Here is a 22,730-nt window from a genome sequence, read left to right on the forward strand (position 1 = left end):
CCGTCTGAAACCTTTGCAGATAGGCTTGCGTACCGCAGGTTTATCCGCAAAGGTTTCAAACACGAAACGCCATGTTTCAGACGGCCTGTTTTGAGATTGATTGCGAAAAATAATATGTTGAAAAAATGGCTGCATAAGGTTTTGCCCGGAAAGTCAGGCAAAGGCAAGCCGCGTGCCCGCAAAGAAATAATCCCATTCAGTGAGCACAAAATCAGTGCCGATCAGCTTAGTTTTGCCGCCGAAAAAGTTATCCGCCGTTTGCACAATGAAGGCTATGAGGCCTATGTGGTCGGCGGTGCCGTGAGGGACTTGCTGCTCGGCATCGAACCGAAAGATTTTGATGTAGCCACCAACGCTACGCCCGAACAAGTGCGCAAAGTATTCCGCCGCAGCCGCATTATCGGCCGCCGTTTCCAAATCGTACACGTGATGATCGGCCCGGAAACCATCGAAGTAACCACTTTCCGCGGCGGCGGTAAGGTTCAGCAAAACGAACATGGCCGTATCATGAAAGACAATACCTACGGCTCGATAGAAGAAGACGCGATGCGCCGCGATTTTACCTGCAATGCCCTGTATTACGACCCGATACGCCAGCAGATTATCGACTTCCATCATGGCGTTTCCGATGTCCGTGCACGCAAATTGGTGATGATAGGCAACCCTGCCGAGCGTTATCAGGAAGACCCTGTGAGGGTACTCCGTGCTGTGCGCCTGTCGGGCAAGCTAGGGTTTGAAGTCGAACGAAACACCGCGGAGTCTATTTCCGCTTTTGCTGGCCGTCTGAAACAAGAGCCGGTGGCACGGCTGTTTGACGAAATCATGAAGCTGTTGTTTTCAGGCCATGCCGGACAGTGTTTGCAGCAAATGAATACGCTCGGAATTTCGGGCAAAATCCATCCGCTGCTTAATGCTTTGCAACACACTGAAAACGGCGGGCAAAATATTGTTTCACTGGCCTTACATAATACCGACGAACGTCTGCGGGCGGATAAATCGGTGTCGGTAGGTTTTGTGCTGGCCGCCGTATTGTGGCCGCAACTGAATACTTATTGGCAACGTAATATGAGCCAAGGCCAGAAGCCGGTGTTGGCATTGAATAACGCCATCGGCGATTTGCGCGATGATGTGGAAAAAGGCTGGGGCGTGCCGCAACGTTTTGCCGCCACCATGCGTGAAATATGGCAGTTGCAACCGCAATTTGACAACCGCAAGGGAGCACGCCCACACCGTCTGCTCGCACAACAGCGTTTCAGGGCCGCTTACGATTTCCTGCTGTTGCGTGGTGAAGCGGGAGAAGTGGATGGCGAATTGGTGCAGTGGTGGACAAAATTTCAGCACGCCGACGACGAAACCCGTATGCAGATGACTGCAGTACAGCAAAAGCGCGGCGGCGAAACGTCCGGCGACAAGACTAAGCGCAAGCGCCGCCGTAAACCGAAGCCAAAAGTTGAAAACAGCGGTGGTCATGCCGGATAATACCACTGTATGTTGCTGCATATAGCCGAGGCCGTCTGAATGTTTTTCAGACGGCCTTTTGCCATATTAAGACAACAAAACAGCGACCGCAGTTAAACCGATTTAACCTGTTTTACGGTACAATACACGTTTATCTTTACTGAATAAAAGGCGGCCTGAACAAATGGCATCTTTAGAAACTTGGATCGGCCTGCGGTATTTGCGGGCGAAAAAACGCAATGGATTCATGTCGTTTATTACTATGATTTCAATTGCCGGTATTGCATTGGGTGTTACGGCATTGATTGTGGTGCTGTCGGTAATGAACGGCTTCCAAAAAGAAATCCGCGGTCAGCTTCTGAATGTAGCCCCACATGCCGAAATCGGTTATTACGAAGCAAGCAACGGTGAAACATGGGTTGACCTACGTGATTTTGTGAAAGGACGCAAAGAAGTTCTGGCCAGTGCGCCTTATGTGGCGGATCAGGCCTTGCTTGCCAATGCGGGGGAAGTTCGCGGCGTACAGATTCGCGGGGTGTTGCCGGAAGAGGAAAAGAACGTAGTCGATTACGGCAAAGAAATGCCGATCGGCAGTTTTGAAGACTTGAAACCGGGTGAGTTCGATATTATTCTCGGAGAAGGATTAGCTGAAGCCCTCGGCGCAGAGAAGGGTGGTAAAGTAACCGTGATTACTCCCGAGGGTAATGTTACCCCTGCCGGTGTCGTGCCGCGTCTGAAGCAGTTTAATGTGGTAGGTATTGTGAGAACCGGGGTGTATGAGGTAGATAACTCACTAGCCATGACCCATCTTAAAGATGCCCAAGTGCTTTATCGTTTGACTGACGGCATGACGGGTTTGCGCCTGAAGCTGGCCGATCCGCAAAATGCACCTGATTTTATACGAGACCTCGTGCCCGTTGCCCAGCGCGACAAAGTGTGGGTGCGCGATTGGACGTTTGCAAACCGCAGTTATTTCGAAGCGGTGGAATTAGAAAAACGGATGATGTTTATTATTTTGACATTGATTATTGCTGTGGCTGCATTTAATCTGGTGTCTTCATTGGTAATGGCGGTTACCGAGAAACAGGCCGATATTGCTATTTTGCGCACATTGGGCTTGCCGCCTGCAGGGGTGATGAAAATCTTTATGGTGCAGGGGGCGTTTGCAGGTTTCTTCGGCACGCTTATCGGTGTGATTTGCGGTGTGCTGTTAGGCTGGAATGTCGGTAAAATTGTGGCATTTTTCGAGAACCTTTTTGGTGTGCATTTGATTAATTCGCAAATTTATTTCATTGATTATCTGCCGAGTGATGTCAACATGAGTGATGTGGCCGTGATTGCCTCGATTTCTTTGGTACTGGCCTTTATCGCCACGCTGTATCCGAGCTGGCGTGCGGCGAAAACCCAACCGGCGGAGGCATTGCGTTATGAATAATATTGTATTGAACTGTGATAACGTCTGTAAAAGTTACAATGACGGTGCATTGAACGTTCAAGTACTTAACGGTTTGAGTTTTCAGATGTCAGAAGGGCAAAGCGTTAGCATTATCGGTGCGTCGGGTAGCGGCAAATCGACTTTGCTGCATATTCTCGGCGGTTTGGATATGCCGACTTCGGGCAGCGTCAACTTGATGGGGCATGATTTGGGCAAGATGAACCAAAAGCAGCTCGGTGATTTGCGTAATCAGTATCTGGGTTTCGTTTATCAATTTCATCACCTGCTACCCGAATTTTCAGCATTGGAAAACGTGATGATGCCGTTGTTGATCGGCAAGAAGCCGAAACCGGAAGCCGAAGCGCAGGCGGCGGCGATGTTGGAAAAAGTGGGTTTGAAACAGCGTATGCTGCACCGCCCGAGCGAACTTTCCGGCGGTGAGCGCCAACGGGCGGCGATTGCCCGTGCGTTGGTAACTCACCCGAAATGTCTGCTGGCCGACGAACCGACGGGTAACCTCGACCGTAAAAACGCTCAAAATGTGCTCGACATGATGTTGGATTTGAAAAACGAGTTGGGCACGAGTTTGATTGTGGTAACGCATGACGACGAGCTGGCCGCCCGCTTCGACCGCGTGATGACCATGACCGACGGTCGTTTGAACGATAAATAGCCATCGGTTTGAAAACACAGACCGTCTGAAAACCTGTTTTCAGACGGCCTGTGTTTTCATCATTCAGGTTTGCTCGATGATCGTTTCTTGAACCTGTGGTTGCATAACGCCGATTAGCCTTACCATGTTGTCTTGTATGGTATTCAAACTCTGTTGGCGGTTGTTTATTATCAGGTTTGCAGTTATCTTTACCGTATTGGTTTTTACTTGGATTAGCTATAGAATACGTTTCGGCTTTTTGATAGTGGCATCACATATATAACCAGCCATCCGACTTAATTTATCCGACTTAATTTGATGAAGGCCGTCTGAAAACATATTTCGTGTTTCAGACGGCCTGATTGAATCTATACAAAGGAACACACCATGCCAGCTTACCGCTCCAAAACCTCCACCCACGGCCGCAATATGGCAGGCGCACGCGCTTTATGGCGTGCCACCGGCGTGGCCGACGAAGATTTCGGCAAACCGATTATCGCCATCGCCAACTCGTTCACCCAATTCGTGCCCGGCCATGTGCATCTGCACAATATGGGTCAGCTCGTGGCGCGCGAAATCGAAAAAGCGGGCGGTTTGGCCAAAGAATTCAACACCATCGCGGTGGACGACGGCATTGCCATGGGCCACAGCGGTATGCTCTACAGCCTGCCCAGCCGCGATTTGATTGCCGATTCGGTGGAATACATGGTGAACGCGCATTGCGCCGATGCGCTGGTGTGCATTTCCAACTGCGACAAAATCACCCCCGGCATGCTGATGGCCGCCATGCGCCTGAACATTCCCACCGTGTTTGTTTCAGGCGGCCCGATGGAAGCGGGCAAGGTCATCGGCGTGGCCAACATTACCGACACCCGCAAGCTGGACTTGGTGGACGCGATGGTCGATGCCGCCAACGATGAAGTGTCTGATGCAGAAGTGGCGGCGGTAGAACGCTCCGCCTGCCCGACCTGCGGCTCCTGCTCCGGCATGTTTACCGCCAACTCGATGAACTGCCTCACCGAAGCCTTGGGCTTGTCGCTGCCGGGCAACGGCTCGCTGCTGGCCACCCATGCAGGCCGTAAAGAACTGTTTTTGGAAGCAGGCCGTCTGATTGTGGAAATTACCAAACGCTATTATGAACAAGACGATGAGAGCGTATTGCCGCGCAGCATCGCCACCAAAGCCGCGTTTGAAAACGCCATGAGTTTGGACGTGGCGATGGGCGGTTCCACCAACACCGTGCTGCATCTGTTGGCCGCCGCCGGCGAAGCGCAAGTGGATTTCAAAATGGCCGACATCGACCGCATCAGCCGCCAAGTGCCGTGTTTGTGCAAAGTTGCCCCAGCCACGCAGAAATACCACATGGAAGACGTACACCGTGCCGGCGGCGTGATGGGCATTTTGGCCGAACTCGACCGTGCCGGCTGCCTGGAAACCGACGTTTCCACCGTTCACGAAAAAACCTTGAAAGACGCGCTGGCGAAATGGGACATCACCAACCCCGCCAACGAAGCCGCGCATGAACGCTACAAAGCCGCACCCGGCGGCGTGCGTACCACCGAAGCCTTTTCGCAAAACCGACAATGGCCGTCGCTCGACCTCGACCGCGAAAACGGCTGTATCCGCAGTAAAGCACACGCTTATTCGCAAGACGGCGGCTTGGCGGTGCTGTTCGGCAACATCGCCGAGCGCGGTTGCGTGGTAAAAACCGCCGGTGTGGACGACAGCATTCTCAAATTCACCGGCCGCGCGCGCGTGTTTGAAAGCCAAGATTCCGCGGTGGCGGGCATTTTGGATAACCAAATCGTTGCCGGCGATATTGTGATTATCCGCTACGAAGGCCCGAAAGGCGGCCCGGGCATGCAGGAAATGCTGTATCCCACCAGCTACCTGAAATCCAAAGGCTTGGGCAAAGCCTGCGCCTTGCTCACCGACGGCCGTTTTTCAGGCGGCACTTCCGGCTTGAGCATCGGCCACGTTTCGCCCGAAGCGGCGGAAGGCGGTGCCATCGGTTTGGTGAAAGAAGGCGACACCATCGAAATCGACATCCCCAACCGCAGCATCCGTTTGGCCGTTTCCGATGAAGAATTGGCAAACCGCCGCGAAGAGATGGAAAGCCGCGGTGCTAAGGCCTGGAAACCCGAAAACCGCGACCGCCACGTTTCCGCCGCTTTGCGTGCCTACGCCGCCATGACCACTTCTGCCGACACCGGCGCGGTGCGCGACGTTTCACAGGTAGAACGCAAGTAAGCGCACAACGGGTTTACCGATAAGCAAAGGCCGTCTGAAGATTGAACTGAATACCGCAAGTTGTACGGCTTAATTAAATTGCTTCTCAAGGTCTGAATTCTGTATTGCACAGAATTTGGGCCTTTTAATTTAGGCTTGATTTTAACAGCAGCTTTTAACATCTAGTCGATCAAATAGAAAGTCGGTCTGCGCAACCGATGATTCCGGGGTTGAATAAATCCATAATCGGTGAAAGATATGGTTTATCCCCGCTTACATTGAATCCGGCGATGTCCGCTACCCATTTCTCGTTCGTCTTTTATGTTTTAAAACACCGGTTGCCTCATTGCTTTTAGCTCCATGGAACGCATTAAGCGGCAGACTTTTTCAGGGTTGGCTACACCTTTTTCCATCGAGGATAGCAGCCGTTATTTTGCAGTAGCCGTATCGTTCTTTGAGTGTCGGGCGGTAATGTATAAATTGACTGCAAATCACTAAATTTTCAGAATTTTCTTGGGCATTTATCTTTTTCTGTCGGCTAAAAAAACCATGTTTATTTATGGCCGAATTTTTCCAGCAGAAAATCCACCATGCTGCGGATGGTCGGTATCGAGCCGCGGTTTTTGTAATACACGAGGTAAAGCGGCATTTTTTCTACTTCCCACTCGGGCAGCAGGCGGATCCAGTCTTGCCGCAGCATGTTGTCGAAACAGGGCAGTAGCGCGATGCCTGCGCCTTCGGAAACCATTTGGCCCAGCAGGTTAGCATCGTTGCTGCTCAGTTTATTGTTGCTTTGTATGTTGACGCTGTGTTGTTTGGAGTAAAACCGCCATTCGGGGCCGTCGTATTTGTTCAGCAGCGCATGGCCGTGCAATTCGTGCGGGCTTTGGGGGCGGCCGGCGCGTTGGAGATAGCTTTCTGCGGCAAACAGCCCCAACTCGATATCGGTGAGTTTGCGGGCGACGATATTGTCGCCTTCAGGCAGGCCGAGCCGGAAAGCGATGTCGAAGCCGTCTTGAATCATATTGATTTTCTTATTATTGATTTCCACTTCCAGCATCACGTCGGGATAGCGGCGCATGTATTCGGCCAGATGCAGCATCAGAAAACCGCGTCCGATTTCGGTGGAAACCGACATCCGCAGCAGCCCGCCGGGAACATCGAGTTTGCCTTGCACGCTGTTTACGGCGGTTTGGGCGGCCTGCATCATTTCTTGTGCGCGCAGATAAAACTGTTCGCCCACTTCATTAAGCAACACGCCGCGCTTGCTTCTGTCCATCAAAGCGGTGCCCAAATCTGCCTCCAAGCGGCTGAGGCGGCGGCTCAGTCGTGATTTGGGGGTGTTGAGCAGTTCTGCCGCTTTGCTGAAGCTGCCTGCCTGTACAACTGCTACAAACAGGCGGATGTCATTTAAATCTACATTACCCATCGTTCTATTTTTGCAACTTAAAGTTTTAATTCTGTATCTTGTTGCAAAATTATGTCTATCTATAATGGCAGCTGTCAACAAGACATTTTCGATAACCATTTAAGAAAAGGAAGAAAGAAAATGAGCCAACCAGCGAATTTCAACGGGGCAACCCCGAAAATCGACCCGGCTAATGCCGCCATGTTGTTAATAGACCACCAAAGCGGTTTGTTCAATACCGTGCGTGATTTGAACGTTCGCGAATTGCGCGCCAATGCGGTTACTTTAGCAAAAGTGGCTGCGCTGGCCGATATGCCGGTTATTACTACCGCTTCCGTACCTCAAGGCCCCAACGGCCCCTTAATTCCCGAAATCCACGAGGCCGCGCCCCATGCCCAATATGTTGCCCGAAAAGGCCAAATCAATTCTTGGGATAACCCCGATTTTGTGGCTGCTGTGAAAGCAACGGGTAAAAAACAATTGATTATCGCCGGAACCATTACCAGCGTGTGTATGGCCTTTCCGGCCATTGATGCCGTTGCCGAAGGTTATCAAGTGTTTTGCGTGGTAGATGCTTCCGGTACATACAGCAAAATGGCTCAGGAAATCACTCTGGCGCGTGTTGTTCAGGCCGGAGCGGTGCCGATGGATACTGCCGCAGTATGTTCGGAAATCCAACGTACTTGGAACCGTTCCGATGCTGCCGAATGGGCAAAAGCCTACGAAGCAATCTTCCCGGAATACGCTTTATTGATTGAGAGCTACGAGAAAGCACGCGAAGTAGAAGCCAATCACGAGCAATTGGATTCCGAGCGTATCTAAAATTGCATATGTGTCGGATCAACGGTTAAACCACCGGCAATACAGTGATGCTGTTGGCCGTTATGAAACAAACGGCTGGGTAATGGGTGCTATAACCGATAGGCCGTCTGAAAAATCAATTTCAGACGGCCTCGCTTTTGATTTCAATAACATTGCTCCCAAAATGAGAAATTGTATTAATACCGTAGTAAAAATCGGGTTCATTTGCTATATAATTCCGTATCCCGCCCGCTTGCGGGCATATTCCGACCAAGAAAGGATAAATTTATGAAACTCTATTATGCTCCCGGCACTTGTGCTTTGGCCTGTTGGATTGCCCTCGAATGGGCAGGTGCCGATTATGAGCCCGTCCGCGCCGATTATGCTTCCGAAGAATATAAGCGCATTAACCCTTTGGGTGCGGTGCCTGCTCTCGATATCGGCGGTAAACGTGCCTTGACCCAAGCTCCGGCTATTTTGAAATACATTGTCGGCCTGCATCCGGAAGCCGGTATCGGCGCCAACGAAGGTCTGGTCAACGAATTTGAGATGAACGAAACCCTTTCGTTTTTGGCCAGCGACCTGCATCCTTCTTTCTGGCCGCTGTTCTTCCCGCAACGCTACATCACGGATGAAAGCGAAGAAGCTCTTGAAAAAGTGAAAGAAGCGGCTTTTGTCCGTATCGACCGTGCCATGCAGCATTTGGACAAACTGATTGCCGCAGGCAACGGCCATGTTTACCAAGGCAAACGCAGCGTTGCCGATGCTTACGCTTTCGTTATGTCGCGCTGGACGGAATACACGCCTAAGTCGTGGAAGGAATATCCGAATGTAGCCGCGTTGATGGCGCGTATGGAGCAAGATCCTGCCGTGCAGAAAGTGATGGCGGAGCAAGGCGCTTAAGCCGGCTTGGCTCGAATACACAGAGGCCGTCTGAAATATTTTTTCAGACGGCCTCTTGGTTTATGCCAGCACGCGCGGGAAGAGGATTTCGTTTTCCAAAACGATATGGTCGTTTAAATCGTCTACCAATTCCCGTATCAGCGCATACAGCCGCTGCCAGCTTCTACAAGCATCTTCGGGGGCTTGCAGGTTGCCGGTCAGTTCGAGCAGGCGGGAAATGGCGGCTTCGTGTTGGTCGTGTTCGTGCATCATCATGCGGATGGGCATGGCTGTACCGCGTCCGGCACCTTGGTTGATCATCGGAAACAGCACTTGCTCTTCTTTCATCATATGGCTGAACAGCTCCGCCTGCATGTGTTGCAGCAGCGGCAGCACTTCGGCGGGAAACGTGCCTTCATGCACGGTAGCAACTTTTTCCGCCAGCGGAATCAGCTCGGCAAACTGGCGGCGGTGGGTATCGTGGTAGCGGCTCAAAATATGGCCGGTAACGGCATCGAACGGTGCTTGCTGCCAAAGGGTAAAATCGGTCATGGTTGCGGCTCCTTAAGAAATAGGCGTTTGAATTCTGCTATGATTGGGTTGTTTTTAATTGTCGAGGCCGTCTGAAATGAAACTTACCGCCATTACCCGCTATCCCGTTAAATCTATGGGCGGCAATCCGCTTGCCGAAGCTACCGTTTTTGCTGCGGGGCTGCCGCATGACCGAGAATGGCTGGTGGCGACACTGCAGGGCAGGTTTTTTACGGCGCGTAATTTTCCGCAGATGCTGTTGTGGCGAACCGAAGCCTCGCCGGAACAACTCGTGCTTACCGCGCCCGACGGCAGCCGCAGAACGGTGGGCGTTGACGAGATGGCCGACACCGCCGACGTAACGGTTTGGAAAGACAACTTTCCCGCTTGCTGCGGCAGCGCCGAAACCGATGCGTGGTTGTCTGAAAAGCTCGGCATCGAAGCCCGCCTTTTCTGGTTGGGCAATCCCGGCCGGCGCATACTGGCTTATTCGCAAACGCCGCTTTCTTTTGCCGACGGTGCGCCGTTTCTGCTTACCAACACCGCCTCGCTCGACGATTTGAATCGGATGCTCGACACGCCAGTGGAAATGGAGCGTTTCCGTGCCAATTTTGTCGTAGCAGGTACGGAAGCCTATGCAGAGGAAAAATGGCACCGCATCCGCATCGGCGAAGTGGAGTTTGAAAACTTCAAACCCTGTACGCGCTGTGTCATGACGACGGTTGATCTTCAAACGGCCAGAAAAGACCCGTTCCAAGAACCGCTCAGCACGCTTGCCGTTGCCCGTAATGCCGTATTCGGCGTGAATCTGGTGGCACTTAACGAAGGCACGGTAAGGTTGGGCGACGAGATCGAAGTGCTGTCGTATAAATAGCATTTGCCGCAAAGTTTTTCAGACGGCCTCTTTTATGTTTCATATTTTATGAATGATTGAAGACGGCGTATATACGCCGGTGGAAGTAGGGTGTGAATGTTGGCGGATGCGGGTCGGGCATTCCTGCCCGTTGTTTTATATCGGAAATCAAGGCGGGCGGAAATGCCCGCCTGATTATTTGAACAGGCTGCCGGAAACTTACCAAGCCACAATATAAGTGATGCGGTAATTCAGCGGCAACATACCGTTTGGCGCGCGCATGTTTTCATAGGCCGTCTGAAAACGCTGCCAGCGGTTTTTACCGGTTAAGCCTTTGTTTTCGCGCTGTATCACATGGTTGGCACCGATGTTTTTCAGGCTGTGCAGCAGGGCTTTGAGGGTGGGGAAATATTGGGTGTAGCTTTCGGTGTGTATGCGAATGTTTTGAAAACGGCAAAAGGCCGTCTGAATGTCGCTTTCGGTGAGAAAGCGGTTGACGTGCGCGCTTTCGTCGGCGGCCTGCCATGCCTGTTCGAGCTGTTGCAGGCTGCCTGCGCTAACGGTAGCCACGGCCGCATAACCGCCGATACGGATCACGCGCCGCATTTCGGCGGCGGCGCGTTCGAGGTTGCACCATTGCAGGGCGAGGCTGCTGAAACAGGCATCCATGCTGCCGCCCGCCAACGGCAGCGATTCGGCATCGGCGAGCAGGCAGCAGTCGGCGCGGCGGTGGCGGGTGATGTGGCGCAACATGCCTTCGGCCAAATCGAGGGCAAGCACGTTTGCACCGCGACTGCGTATTTGTTCGCTGACCCAGCCGCTGCCCGCGCCGATGTCGGCAACGGTTTTGCGGTTGAGGCCGTCTGAAAAACGGCTTTCCAGAAGTTGCAGCAAACGCAGCCCGGCCTGTTGCTGGATGGCTGCCGATGCGTCGTAGCTTTCGGCCGCTTGGCTGAAGGCGCGGGCAATGTGGTGTTTGGACGGGTTTTCAGACGGCATCTTGCAAGCCTTTGATTAATGTTTCGATATGCGTTGCGTCGTGGGCGGCGGTGAGGGTAATCCGCAGCCGTGCCTGCCCGACGGGTACGGTGGGCGGGCGGATGGCGGGCACATACAGGCCGTGCCTGCGCAGGGTAGTAGATGCGGATAAGGCCGCTTCGTTGCTGCCGCATAAAAAGGGCTGGATGGCGGTTTCAGACGGCATCAGGCGTTCCCGCAATCCGCATTCGGATAAGGCCGTCTGAAACAGGCGGATATTGCCGCACAGTTTTTCGCGCAAACCGTCGGCGGCACGAACGCGCTCCAAAGCAACAGACAGCGCGGCGGCTTGGGCGGGCGGAAAGGCGGTGCTGTAAATAAGGTGGCGGGCGAATTGGGTGAGGTATTCGGCTACGGTGCGGCTGCACAATACCGCCGCGCCCATCAGCCCGACCGCTTTGCCGAAGGTAACGATAAGTATGTTTGGCTGCACGCCTGCGACTGCCGCACTGCCGCGCCCTTCGCCGCCCAGCACGCCGATACCGTGCGCGTCGTCGAGCAGCAGCCATGCGCCGTATCGTCCGCACAGGCTTTTCAGACGGCCTAAGTCGGCGGTGTCGCCGTCCATGCTGAACACGCCTTCGCTGGCCACCAAGATTCTTTTGCCTGCATGTTCAATCAATTGCTTTTCCAAAACGTCGTATTGCCGATGGGCGAACCGCTTAAACTGCGCGGGGCCGAGAGCGGCGGCTTCCTGCATGGAAGCGTGGCAGAGTTTGTCGGCCAGCAGCACGTCGTCTTTGCCCAATAAACCGAGCAACACGGCTTGGTTGGCGGCGTAACCGCTGGGGAACAGGATGGCGCGTTCGTAGCCGAGCCAATCGGCCAAACGGTTTTCCAACGTTTCGTGCGCATCGGTGTGGCCGCTAACCAAAGGCGAGCCGCCGCTGCCGGTGCCGTATTGCGCCAAAGCCTGCTGCCAGGCGGCGATAACGGCAGGGTCGCGGCTCAAACCGAGATAATCGTTGCCGGCAAAGTTTAAATAGCGTTTGCCGCCGCTTTCGAGATACGGCGGTGCGGTATCGGCACGGCGGGCGGTGCGGCGGCGGTAGGCTTGTTTGGCCGTTTGGCGGTCGAGCGCGGCTTGCAGGTGGTCGTTCCAGTTCATCATGGCTGCGGCGGGTTGCAAAGCGGCAGAGTGTGTATGGTTTCAGACGGCCTGTCAAATCGGCCGGCAGCTGCCCGCCTGTCTGAGCCGGCGGTTTTTTGGTACAATATCCGCCGTTTTGCAGCAGGTTTTGTCTGTCTGTCGAGCGGTGAATGGAAGCCCTGTATTTCAAACAGGTTTTCTGCATCCGAATCTGTATTTACCCCATCATATTTTTTCAGACGGCCTGCATCGACTGCGAGGCCGTCTGAAACTTTGGAATCCTTATGCTTTTCGACCTAAACCGTTATTCCTTCCCCGTTTTCCACAAGGAAGGCAAAAAACTCGTGCTGCTTGCCCTGCCGATGCTGTTTGCCCAAGTGGCGCAAGTGGGTGTGGGTTTTGTGGATACGGTGATGGCAGGCGGCGCGGGTAAAGACGATTTGGCCGCCGTCGCCCTCGGCAGCAGCGCGTTTGTGATGGTATATATCACTTTCCTCGGTGTGATGACGGCGCTGAACCCGATGATCGCCCAGCTTTACGGTGCGGGCAAGTACGACGAAGTGGGCGAAACGGGGCGGCAAAGCATCTGGTTCGGCCTGATGTTGGGCGTGATAGGTATGTTGTTGATGTGGCTGGCGGTTTTTCCTTTTCAGAAGTTGCTGGATTTGAGTGAAAACGTCGAAAGCATGATGGCGCAATATATGCTGTTTACCGGCTTGGCCATGCCTGCGGCGATGATACACCGCGCCCTGCATGCCTATGCTTCGAGCCTGAACCGCCCGCGTGTGATCATGATTGTAAGCTTTCTGGCGTTTTTCCTGAACGTGCCGCTCAATTATGCGTTTGTGTACGGCAAATTCGGTATGCCCGAGTTGGGCGGTGCGGGTTGCGGCGTGGCCACCACGTTGGTGTTTTGGTTCAATGCCGCCGCGCTGTGGCTGTATGTGGTGAAGCAGAAATATTTCAGGCAATTCAAGCTGACCGAGCGGTTCAGCAAACCCGATATGAAGGTGTTCAAACAAATCTGGAAACTGGGTGCGCCGATCGGTTTGTCGTTCTTTTTGGAAGTGAGCCTGTTTTCGTGCATTGTATTTTTGGTGGCGCGGCAAGGTCAGGATTATGTGGCGGCGCAACAAGTGGTTATGAGCTTGACCAGCGTGATTTATATGATTCCGCAAAGTGTCGGTTCGGCGGGCACGGTGCGGGTGGGCTACACCATCGGGCGCGGCGAATATAAGCGTGCGCGTTATATTTCGGGCGTATCGCTGATTCTCGGTTTGGTGTTGGCGGTGGCAACGGCGTTATTGTTGGTGTTTTTCCGCTACCCGTTGGCAGGCATGTACACCGACGATGCAGCCGTGCTGGCAATCGCGGCGACAGTGCTGCTGTTTGCGGCGTTTTTCCAGTTGGGCGATGCCACCCAATGTATCGCTTCTTATGCCCTGCGCGGTTACAAATTAACCAAAATCCCGATGCTGATTCATGCCGTGGCCTTTTGGGGCTTCGGCTTGGTGCCCGGATATTTTTTGGCTTATTCGGTCGGCATGGGCATTTACGGTTTTTGGACGGCGTTGGTGGTTTCACTTAGCGTGGCCGCCGTTTTGCTGGTTTGGTGTTTGGAAATATGCAGCCGTTCGGTGGCTGCGCAAAAAAGGATGTTGTGATGCAGCTATTGCACGATGTGGATTTAACGCCGTTCAACACATTCGGATTGAAAGCCGCGGCGCGTGATTTTGCGGTGCTGGAAAACGAAAGCGATCTGCCCGACTTGGTGAAACTGCCCGCATTCGACCGCCATACTGTGTTGTGGCTCGGCGGCGGCAGCAATATCCTGCTGATGCAGGACTACGACGGCTTGGTCGTCCACATGCAAAATAAAGGCATACGCGAACTTTTCCGTTCAGACGGCCTCGTTTATATAGAAGCACAGGCCGGAGAAGTGTGGCATGACTTTGTGTTGAAAACGCTGGACATGGGCTTGTGCGGCTTGGAAAACCTCAGCCTGATTCCCGGCACGGTAGGCGCATCGCCGGTGCAGAACATCGGCGCTTACGGCGTGGAAGTGAAAGACATCATCCACAGCGTGCGCTGCTTTGATTTAAACACCCTAAGCTTTGTCGAATTAAGCAATGCCGACTGCTGCTTTTCCTACCGCGAAAGCCTGTTCAAACAGCAGGGCAAAGGCCGTTATGTGATTGTTTCGGTTGTATTTGCCTTAAAAGAACACTTCACCGCCAACGCCCGCTACGGCGACTTGGCCGCCGTGCTGGCCGAAGAATGCGCCGGCCGCGAAGCCACCGCAAAAGACGTCTGCCAAGCCGTATGCCGCATCCGCGCAAGCAAACTGCCCGACCCCAAAGTGCTGGGCAATGTCGGCAGTTTTTTCAAAAACCCGATTGTCGATCACGAAACCGCACACCGGCTGCTGGCACTATATCCAAACATGCCGCATTATCCGCAAGCCGACGGCACGGTTAAGCTGGCTGCCGGTTGGCTGATCGACCAATGCCGTCTGAAAGGCTACGGCATAGGCGGCGCAGCGGTGCACGATAAACAGGCTTTGGTATTGGTCAACAAACACCATGCGTCCGCCCAAGATGTGCATCGGTTGGCACAGCATATTTGCCGAACCGTTCTACAAACCTTCGGTGTGGTACTGCATGCCGAACCCAACTGGCTGCCGGCATCTTTTTCGCTGTGATGGCCGGTTAAAACCGAGCTTGATGCTTTGAAAAACCGCCGGATGAGGCCGGGCTATGAGAGCTTATAACGCGGAAATGCGCGGCATACGGCGTTTTGCAAAGGTTTCGGCTTGTTGGTTATAATTGCCAACCCATAAGCATCAAATTAAAACAAGAGTAGGCAAGCCCCAAGGAGTAGCAACGTGGCAAAAGAAGTGAAAACCAATACTTACATCAGAATCGTCGAGGCGGCTCTGGTGCTGTTTAACGAGGAAGGCGAGCGCAACATCAGCACCAATCATATCGCCGCCCATCTGGGCATCAGCCCCGGCAACCTTTATTACCATTTCCGCAATAAAGACGAAATCATCGTCCAATTGTTCAAACGATACAGCGAAGACCTGCTCAATTATCTGCACAACGCCGAACTGCCCGCAGGCGTGTGCGATGCCGTCAGCTATATGTCGGGTATTTACGATGTGATGTGGCGCTACCGTTTTCTGTTTAGCGACGTAAACGCCTTGCTGGCACGCAGTGCCGAGCTTTTGGGCGAGCACAACAACTTCACGCAGGCAAAAGTGTCGCCGCTATTGGTCAACCTGCTTACACGCCTGAACGGTTTGGGCATTATCAAAGCCGACGAAACCGCCATGAACGACTTGGCTTTGAATATGTGGATGGTTACCAAATATTGGTTCGACTTCGACGGTTCGATGCGCGGCCGCGCCAAGCTGACCGAGGATTCCAAAGTCAGCGGCATCCGCCGCACCCTCAGCCTGCTGCGCCCTTATCTGCTGGAGCAGTATCTTGCCGAGTTTGACGAAACCGTCGGCAACTTGACGCTGGAGTCGGGTTGTGTAAACAATACGGTGCACCAAAGCTGAAATAACCGTACTTGTCTTATAGGCCGTCTGAAAAGTTTTCAGACGGCCTTTCCATGTCCGCCGTTTCTTTAATTTCAGACGGCCATATCGGTTACAATACCCGCTTCTTATTTTTGAAATTGCCGGTAATATGAAAAATATCGTTGTTTATTGCGGTTCCAATTTGGGAGACACCCCCGCTTATTTCCATGCGGCCCAAGCGATGGGGGCGGCTATTGCCCTACGCGGCAGCCGTTTGGTTTACGGTGGCGGCAGAATCGGGCTGATGGGTACGGTAGCCGATGCCGTGCTGGCAAACGGCGGTGAAGTAACCGGTGTGATTCCCACTTTTTTGCGGGAAAAAGAAGTAGCGCATACCGGTTTAACCGAGCTGATCGAAACGCCTGATATGACCGCGCGCAAAAACAAAATGATAGCGCTTGCCGATGCTTTTATCGCCATGCCCGGCGGGTTGGGTACTTACGAAGAACTGTTTGAAGTGCTTTCGCAAGCCCAGTTGAAGCTGCACGGCAAGCCTGTCGGCGTATTTAATGTAAACGGCTTTTTCGATCCGATGATAACCATGTTGCAGCAAACCGCCGATGCGGGCTTTATGCCGCAAGCCAATATGAGCCTGCTGTGCGTCGACGGCACCCCTGAAGGTTTGCTGGAAAAAATGGCGGCCTACCGGTTTGTGGACGTATCCAAATGGGTAACGCCGGATTGGAAGAATGCGGAGGCCGTCTGAAATGAATACACCCGATGCAGCCATACTCGGCATGGGCTATTTAGGCCGCCCGTTGGCTGAAAAATTATTTGAAAACGGCGGCCGCGTGTCGGCCTTGAAACGCAGCCTGACTTCCGACGACATCAATCTGCCGATTGAATTGGATGCCGTCGATTTAAACGATGAAAAAGTTTTTCAGACGGCCTTTTGGCGCAAATGGGCCGATAAAGAAGTGTGGATCTGCTTGTTGCCGCCGTCGGCAGTCGGCCGTTACACCGATTTGCTGGCGGTTTGGGGGAAAGCGGCAAAACAGTTCGGCGTACGGCATATTGTTTACGCAAGCAGCACCAGCGTTTACGGCGAGGAGGCTCGGGAATGTACCGAACACAACACGCTGCAACCGCAAACGGCAAGTGCGCAAAAAGTGCTGGCGGCGGAGCGGCTGCTTCTCGAAAGTGGTATCGAGCATGTCGATATTCTGCGTTTGGGCGGGTTGTATTCCGCGGAACGCCATCCGCTCAACAGCTTGCTGAAAAGCGGCAAAAAGGCGGCAGGCATGCACCGTCCCGTGAACATGCTGCACCGAAGCCGTGCTGTTGCCGCCTTATATTTGGCCGCCTGTACGCCGAGCGGCTTGCGTATCCGCAATATCGTAGAAAAGCGGCATCTGCCCAAACACGAGTTTTATCGGGCTGAAGCCGTCAAACTCGGTTTGCCGGAATTGACTTTTGACGAAACCGATTGCAGCAGCGGTAAAATCGTAAACACCGCATATGATGATTTTTCCACCGTTTTAGACTGAAGGCCGTCTAAAACTTTTTCAGACGGCCTGATAAGAAAGAACACCCATGACAGCCCTGATTCCCGTTATCAACCACCTGATTCGGCAAAACCGCGAAACCCAAGCGGCACTGGCCGGATTCGCCGGTACAACCGTTTGCCTGAATGCCGCCGGCCTGAGTATACACGGCACCTTGAATGCCGAAGGTTTTCTTGAACACAGCGAAGCCGAAGCGGTTACCGAAATCACTTTTCAAAACAGTGCCCTGCAAAAAGTACTGCAAGGCCAAACACCCGGAGTGGGCGATGTGGCCATCGACGGAGACACCGATACCGGCATGGCTTTGCTGCCGCTTTTCGGCGGTTTGCGCTATTACGCCAACGACGACTTGAGCCGACTGTTCGGTGATGCAGTAGCCGGAAGTATCGGTACGCGTGCCGCCCAAATGGGCCAAACACTTAAGGCTTTCGGCCAAAGTATGCTGGAACAGTTCGGCGATTATGCCCGTGAACCCGAATCGCCGGTAATCAATCGTGAAACTTTCGAAACATGGTCGCAGCAAGTTGATACCTTGCGCGACGACTTTGCCCGATTGAATGCGCGGTTGGAAAAATTGGAGCGGCGCAAGTCGGAGTGAATAAGGATAAGATATACGTGATCATATCCGTTTGATTGTTTTCACCGTTTCAAACATGCCCGTTTTTTTCCCTTAAGCGCTTGGCCGGTACGGATGATTTCCAACCGTTGAAAACAGCCCGCATCCATTGTTTTTTAAGCAATGAATGCGGGCTGCTTGTTATCGGATTGGATTGTTAACCGAATACTTTACGCGCGCCGGCGAACATTCTGTACCAGCCGGAAAGTTCGCTGTGTTGCCAATCGTCGGGATGCCAGCTCATTTGGGCGGTGCGGTACACGCGCTCGGGGTGCGGCATCATGATGGTAACGCGGCCGTCGGCATTGGTTACGCCTGCGATGCCTTGCGGCGAGCCGTTGGGGTTGAGCGGGTAGGTTTGGGTGACTGCGCCCAAGCCGTCCACATATTGCAGGGCGATGTTGAGGCCGTCTGAAACTGTGCCGCCGATATGGGCGAAATCGGCGCGGCCTTCGCCGTGGCTCACCACGACGGGCAGGCTGCTGCCTTGCATTTCGGCCAGAATCAGCGAGGGTGATTTGGGCACGTTGACCATGCTCAGGCGGGCTTCAAACTGCTCGCTTCGGTTGCGTTTGAACTTCGGCCAGCCTTGCGTGCCGGGGATGATTTCCGCCAAGTTGCTCACCATTTGGCAGCCGTTGCACACGCCTAAAGTGAGCGTGTCGCCGCGCTCGAAGAAGGCGCTGAACTGGTCGCGCAATTCGGGATGGAACAGGATGGATTTCGCCCAGCCTTCGCCTGCGCCCAATACGTCGCCGTAGCTGAAACCGCCGCAGGCGGCGAGCATTTGGAAGTTAGCCAGTTTCACGCGGCCTGCCATCAAATCGCTCATGTGTACGTCGTAAGCGTCGAAGCCCGCACGGGTAAAGGCGGCGGCCATTTCCACCTGACCGTTCACGCCTTGTTCGCGCAATACGGCGATTTTCGGCTTGGCACCGCCCGCGATAAACGGTGCGGCGATGTCTTCTTTGAGGTCGAATGTCAGGTCGGCAAACAGCGCGCTGCGTTGGTTGTCTTTCAGCAGGGCAAACTCGCTGTCGGCGCATTCGGGGTTGTCGCGCAGGCGTTGGATTTGGTGGCTGGTTTCTTGCCAGGTTTGTTGCAGTTTGATTAGGTTGTCAGAAATAAGGTGCGTTTGCCCGTCGCGGATGATTAACGTGTTCTCATCAGTTAACGTACCGATTTCAAAGACATTGTGATGCAGCTTTTGTTGATAGAATAAATTGATAATATCGGCAACATCTTGTTTTCTGACTTGGATAACAGCACCCAACTCTTCATTAAATAATGTGCGGGCAATGGTTTCTTGCCATTCAGCCAACGCTTTTACCTCTTCAGTCCGCAATGATTGAGACAGAGCGGTATGGTTGGTAATGAATGTTTGTGCAAGCAATAAATTTAAATCTATATCCAAGCCGCAACGTGCCGCAAACGCCATTTCCGCCAACGTAGCAAACAGGCCGCCGTCGCTGCGGTCGTGGTAAGCCAGTAACTTATCTTCGGCTACAAGCTGCTGAATCACTTGGTAAAACGCTTTCAGACGGCCTGTTTCGATATCCGGCGCTTCGCCTGCCATATCGTTATACACTTGGCTTAAGGCCGAGCCGCCCATGCGTGCTTTGCCGAAGCCTAAATCCACGGCCAGCAATACGCTGTCGGCCGTGTTTTTCAATTCGGGCGTAACGGTTTTGCGCACGTCCTGCACCGGTGCGAAGCCGGTAATAATCAGGCTCAACGGCGAAGTTACCGATTTTTGCGCGCCGTTGTCTTTCCACACGGTTTTCATCGACAGCGAATCTTTGCCCACGGGAATGCTGATGCCCAGTTCCTGACAGGCTTGCGACACGGCTTCGACGGTGCGGTAGAGTTTTTCATCTTCGCCGGCGTTGCCACAGGCGGCCATCCAGTTGGCGGAAAGTTTGATGTTGCCGATGTCGCCGATATTCACGCCGGCGAGGTTGGTCAGCGTTTCGCCGATGGCCATGCGGCCGGAAGCGGGCGCGTCAAACAGGGCGACGGTCGGTTTTTCGCCCATGGCCATCGCTTCGCCTTTGTGGGTGTTGAAGCCCATCATGGTTACGGCGGCATCGGCTACGGGGGTTTGATATTTGCCGACCATTTGGTCGCGGTGGGTCATGCCGCCGACGCTGCGGTCGCCGATGGTAATCAGGAAGTTTTTGGCGGCCACGGTAGGCAGGCGCAATACGCGGTAGGCGGCTTCTTTCAGGTCGATATGCCTGCCTGAAAACGGTTTTTCAGACGGCCTTACGGTGTGGTCGCTGCGGGTGGTTTTGGGCGGTTTGCCGAGCAAAACGTTCAGCGGCAAATCAACGGGATGGTTGCCGTACAAATCGTCGTGCACTTGCAGATGGCCGTCGTCGGTGGCGGTGCCGACCACGGCAAACGGGCAGCGTTCGCGCTCGCAGATTTGGCGGAACAAGTCTAAGTGTTCGGGCAAAATCGACAACACATAACGCTCTTGCGCCTCATTACACCAAATCTGCATCGGGCTTAGGCCGTGTTCTTCCAACGGCACGTCGCGCAGCTTAAATATTGCGCCTCGGCCTGCGTCGTTGACCAATTCGGGAAAGGCGTTCGACAAGCCGCCCGCGCCGACATCGTGAATCGACACGATCGGGTTGTTTTTACCGAGTTGCCAGCAGCGGTCGATCACTTCTTGTGCGCGGCGTTCGATTTCGGGGTTGCCGCGCTGTACCGAGTTGAAGTCCAAATCGGCGGCGTTGCTGCCGGTATCCATAGAAGAGGCTGCGCCGCCCCCGAGCCCGATCAGCATGCCGGGGCCGCCGAGTTGCACCAATAATGCGCCTTCGGGGATTTGGTCTTTATGGGTTTGGCCGGCCTGAATGTTGCCCAAGCCGCCGGCAATCATAATCGGTTTGTGGTAGCCGCGCATTTGGCCTTCGAACTCTTCTTCAAAGGTGCGGAAATAGCCCAAGAGGTTGGGGCGGCCGAATTCGTTGTTGAACGCCGCGCCGCCGATGGGGCCTTCGATCATGATGTCGAGCGGGCTGCTGATGTGGTCGGGCTTGCCGTAGCCGCCTTCCCACGGTTGTTTGAAATCGGGAATGTTGAGGTTGGACACGGTAAAGCCGGTCAAACCCGCTTTCGGGCGCGCACCGCGTCCGGTGGCACCTTCGTCGCGGATTTCGCCGCCCGCACCGGTGGCCGCGCCCGCGAAAGGAGCAATGGCGGTGGGGTGGTTGTGGGTTTCCACTTTCATCAAGATGTGCGTTTCTTCTTCGCTGAAGCGGTAGCCTTGCTGCTCGTCCGCACGCGGGTAGAAACGCTCGATTTTCGCGCCTTCGATGATGGAGGCGTTGTCTTTATAGGCGACTACGGTGCCTTCGGGATGGGCGTTGTGGGTGTCGCGAATCATGCCGAACAGCGATTTGGGCTGTTTTTCGCCGTTTAAAATGAAGTCGGCATTGAAGATTTTGTGGCGGCAGTGTTCGGAGTTGGCCTGTGCGAACATCATCAGTTCGACATCGCTTGGGTTGCGCTGCAAGGCTTGGTAGTTTTCCAGCAGATAGTCTATTTCGTCGGGCGACAGCGCCAAGCCCAGTTCGCTGTTGGCTTGTATCAAAGCGTCTTTGCCTTTGCCTAAAACGTCAACGGTGGCGAAGGTTTGCGCTTCGGGGTGGGCGAAGAGCTGCGAGGCCGTCTGAAAATCGGGCAACACGCTTTCGGTCATGCGGTCGTGCAAGAGGGCGGCCCATTGCTGTTTTTGCCCGGCGTTCAGCTCGCCTTTCACCCACACCGCCATGCCGCGCTCGATGCGTTCGATTTCGCCCAAGCCGCAGTTGTGCGCGATGTCGGTGGCTTTGGATGCCCACGGCGAAATGGTGCCGATGCGCGGGGTGATTAAAAACAAATGCAGGCTGTTTTCGGCTTCGGGTGTTTTTTCGACACGTTCTGCTTCCAACAAAGCCTGCAATTTCGTTGCGGTTTCGAGGTTCAGCGCGGATTGGCTGCTCACAAAATACCAAAATTCGCTGCTTAATTCTGCTTTCGGCAGGCCGGCGGCCGCAGCTTTTTGCAGGAGTTTTTCGACACGGAAATCAGACAGGGCGGTAACGCCGCGCAAAGGCAATACGACAGACATGAATCTAGCTCACACATGCGGTTGGAAATGGGCGTAATTGTACACAAAACCGGCCCCGGCCGCTTGGTTAAATTTCCCTTTTCAGATGGCCTGAAAAGCCCATTGAACCTTGCCGTGCTTTGTGCTAAAACAGGCCGTCTGAAACCATTTCACAGCGAGAAAAAACATGAAAAAAATAGAGGCGATTATCAAGCCGTTCAAACTCGACGACGTGCGCGAAGCATTAACCGAAATCGGCATCACCGGCATGACCGTTACCGAAGTGAAAGGCTTCGGCCGCCAGAAAGGGCACACCGAAATCTATCGCGGCGCGGAATACGCGGTTGATTTTCTGCCCAAAGTGAAAGTGGAATTGGTATTGAGCGATGCCGATGTGGAGCGGGCGGTGGAAACCATTATCGAAACCGCGCGTTCGGGCAAAATCGGTGACGGCAAGATTTTTATTCTGCCGGTGGAAGAAGCCATCCGCATCCGCACGGGCGAGCGGTCGGATGCGGCGGTTTAGCGGTTTAATATGCGATGT

20 protein-coding genes are annotated in these 22,730 nt (G+C 53.8%); 14 read left to right on the forward strand and 6 right to left on the reverse strand.

The window, feature by feature from the left end:
* The first annotated feature begins 114 nt into the window (after positions 1 to 114).
* The 4 genes from EL216_RS01430 (at position 115) to ilvD (ending at position 5,795) form a co-directional block, all read left to right on the forward strand.
* Positions 115 to 1,479 carry a polynucleotide adenylyltransferase PcnB gene (locus EL216_RS01430; RefSeq protein WP_085389706.1) on the forward strand — a complete coding sequence of 455 codons (1,365 nt, stop codon included), beginning with the start codon at positions 115 to 117 and terminating at the stop codon, positions 1,477 to 1,479.
* 163 nt (positions 1,480 to 1,642) lie between these two features.
* On the forward strand, positions 1,643 to 2,893 hold the full coding sequence (locus tag EL216_RS01435) for a lipoprotein-releasing ABC transporter permease subunit (RefSeq protein WP_085389707.1): 1,251 nt from the start codon (positions 1,643 to 1,645) through the stop codon (positions 2,891 to 2,893).
* A complete protein-coding gene (lolD, locus tag EL216_RS01440; RefSeq protein WP_085389708.1) occupies positions 2,886 to 3,566 on the forward strand; it encodes a lipoprotein-releasing ABC transporter ATP-binding protein LolD in 681 nt (226 codons plus the stop codon). Before EL216_RS01435 ends, lolD begins: the two co-directional genes overlap by 8 nt.
* Positions 3,567 to 3,932: 366 nt before the next feature.
* A complete protein-coding gene (gene ilvD / locus EL216_RS01445; RefSeq protein WP_085389709.1) occupies positions 3,933 to 5,795 on the forward strand; it encodes a dihydroxy-acid dehydratase in 1,863 nt (620 codons plus the stop codon).
* Between the two features lie 532 nt (positions 5,796 to 6,327).
* On the opposite strand, the gene EL216_RS01450 is transcribed toward ilvD, so the two are convergent.
* Positions 6,328 to 7,203, reverse strand: a complete 876-nt coding sequence (locus tag EL216_RS01450; protein ID WP_158087723.1) for a LysR family transcriptional regulator — start codon at positions 7,201 to 7,203, stop codon at positions 6,328 to 6,330.
* 120 nt (positions 7,204 to 7,323) lie between these two features.
* Here EL216_RS01450 and EL216_RS01455 point away from each other — a divergent pair, with 120 nt between their 5' ends.
* Positions 7,324 to 8,004, forward strand: coding sequence for a hydrolase (locus EL216_RS01455; RefSeq protein WP_085389711.1), 681 nt, complete (start codon positions 7,324 to 7,326; stop codon positions 8,002 to 8,004).
* 60 nt (positions 8,005 to 8,064) lie between these two features.
* On the opposite strand, the gene EL216_RS11040 is transcribed toward EL216_RS01455, so the two are convergent.
* A complete protein-coding gene (locus tag EL216_RS11040; RefSeq protein ID WP_158087724.1) occupies positions 8,065 to 8,208 on the reverse strand; it encodes a hypothetical protein in 144 nt (47 codons plus the stop codon).
* 63 nt (positions 8,209 to 8,271) lie between these two features.
* Here EL216_RS11040 and EL216_RS01460 point away from each other — a divergent pair, with 63 nt between their 5' ends.
* Positions 8,272 to 8,886: a glutathione S-transferase family protein gene (locus EL216_RS01460; protein ID WP_085389713.1), complete on the forward strand. Its 615-nt coding sequence runs from the start codon at positions 8,272 to 8,274 to the stop codon at positions 8,884 to 8,886.
* 60 nt (positions 8,887 to 8,946) lie between these two features.
* On the opposite strand, the gene EL216_RS01465 is transcribed toward EL216_RS01460, so the two are convergent.
* Positions 8,947 to 9,417, reverse strand: a complete 471-nt coding sequence (locus EL216_RS01465) for a hemerythrin domain-containing protein (protein WP_085389714.1) — start codon at positions 9,415 to 9,417, stop codon at positions 8,947 to 8,949.
* A gap of 76 nt (positions 9,418 to 9,493) precedes the next feature.
* Between EL216_RS01465 and EL216_RS01470 the strand changes: the two genes are divergently transcribed.
* Positions 9,494 to 10,270 carry an MOSC domain-containing protein gene (locus EL216_RS01470; RefSeq protein WP_085389715.1) on the forward strand — a complete coding sequence of 259 codons (777 nt, stop codon included), beginning with the start codon at positions 9,494 to 9,496 and terminating at the stop codon, positions 10,268 to 10,270.
* A 198-nt stretch (positions 10,271 to 10,468) separates the two neighbouring features.
* Here the strand turns inward: EL216_RS01470 and bioC are convergent, their stop codons facing one another.
* Both bioC and bioF read right to left on the reverse strand, forming a co-directional pair.
* The gene (bioC, locus tag EL216_RS01475; RefSeq protein ID WP_085389716.1) at positions 10,469 to 11,248 is read right to left on the reverse strand and encodes a malonyl-ACP O-methyltransferase BioC; all 780 of its coding nucleotides are present in this window, start codon (positions 11,246 to 11,248) and stop codon (positions 10,469 to 10,471) included.
* Complete coding sequence (gene bioF / locus EL216_RS01480) at positions 11,238 to 12,398, reverse strand: 8-amino-7-oxononanoate synthase (protein ID WP_232005254.1); 1,161 nt, start codon at positions 12,396 to 12,398, stop codon at positions 11,238 to 11,240. Before bioF ends, bioC begins: the two co-directional genes overlap by 11 nt.
* 263 nt (positions 12,399 to 12,661) lie before the next feature.
* On the opposite strand from bioF, the gene EL216_RS01485 reads away from it, so the two are divergent.
* The 6 genes from EL216_RS01485 (at position 12,662) to EL216_RS01510 (ending at position 18,066) form a co-directional block, all read left to right on the forward strand.
* A complete protein-coding gene (locus EL216_RS01485; protein ID WP_085389717.1) occupies positions 12,662 to 14,041 on the forward strand; it encodes an MATE family efflux transporter in 1,380 nt (459 codons plus the stop codon).
* Positions 14,038 to 15,078, forward strand: coding sequence for a UDP-N-acetylmuramate dehydrogenase (murB, locus tag EL216_RS01490; RefSeq protein WP_408633978.1), 1,041 nt, complete (start codon positions 14,038 to 14,040; stop codon positions 15,076 to 15,078). The genes EL216_RS01485 and murB overlap by 4 nt, the downstream gene beginning before the upstream one ends.
* A 183-nt stretch (positions 15,079 to 15,261) precedes the next feature.
* Positions 15,262 to 15,942 carry a TetR/AcrR family transcriptional regulator gene (locus EL216_RS01495; RefSeq protein ID WP_085389719.1) on the forward strand — a complete coding sequence of 227 codons (681 nt, stop codon included), beginning with the start codon at positions 15,262 to 15,264 and terminating at the stop codon, positions 15,940 to 15,942.
* 130 nt (positions 15,943 to 16,072) lie between these two features.
* Positions 16,073 to 16,669 (forward strand): LOG family protein, encoded by a 597-nt coding sequence (locus EL216_RS01500; RefSeq protein WP_085389720.1) that lies wholly within the window; start codon positions 16,073 to 16,075, stop codon positions 16,667 to 16,669.
* 1 nt (position 16,670) lies between these two features.
* Positions 16,671 to 17,450, forward strand: coding sequence for a Rossmann-fold NAD(P)-binding domain-containing protein (locus EL216_RS01505; protein ID WP_172594892.1), 780 nt, complete (start codon positions 16,671 to 16,673; stop codon positions 17,448 to 17,450).
* A gap of 46 nt (positions 17,451 to 17,496) precedes the next feature.
* Complete coding sequence (locus tag EL216_RS01510) at positions 17,497 to 18,066, forward strand: ubiquinone biosynthesis accessory factor UbiJ (protein WP_085389721.1); 570 nt, start codon at positions 17,497 to 17,499, stop codon at positions 18,064 to 18,066.
* 175 nt (positions 18,067 to 18,241) lie between these two features.
* On the opposite strand, the gene purL is transcribed toward EL216_RS01510, so the two are convergent.
* Positions 18,242 to 22,207, reverse strand: a complete 3,966-nt coding sequence (purL, locus tag EL216_RS01515) for a phosphoribosylformylglycinamidine synthase (protein ID WP_085389722.1) — start codon at positions 22,205 to 22,207, stop codon at positions 18,242 to 18,244.
* A 166-nt stretch (positions 22,208 to 22,373) separates the two neighbouring features.
* On the opposite strand from purL, the gene EL216_RS01520 reads away from it, so the two are divergent.
* The gene (locus tag EL216_RS01520; protein WP_054598602.1) at positions 22,374 to 22,712 is read left to right on the forward strand and encodes a P-II family nitrogen regulator; all 339 of its coding nucleotides are present in this window, start codon (positions 22,374 to 22,376) and stop codon (positions 22,710 to 22,712) included.
* The last annotated feature ends 18 nt before the right edge of the window (positions 22,713 to 22,730 follow it).

Origin of the sequence: Neisseria animaloris (assembly GCF_900637855.1) — a bacterium.
Taxonomy (GTDB): Bacteria; Pseudomonadota; Gammaproteobacteria; order Burkholderiales; family Neisseriaceae; genus Neisseria; species Neisseria animaloris.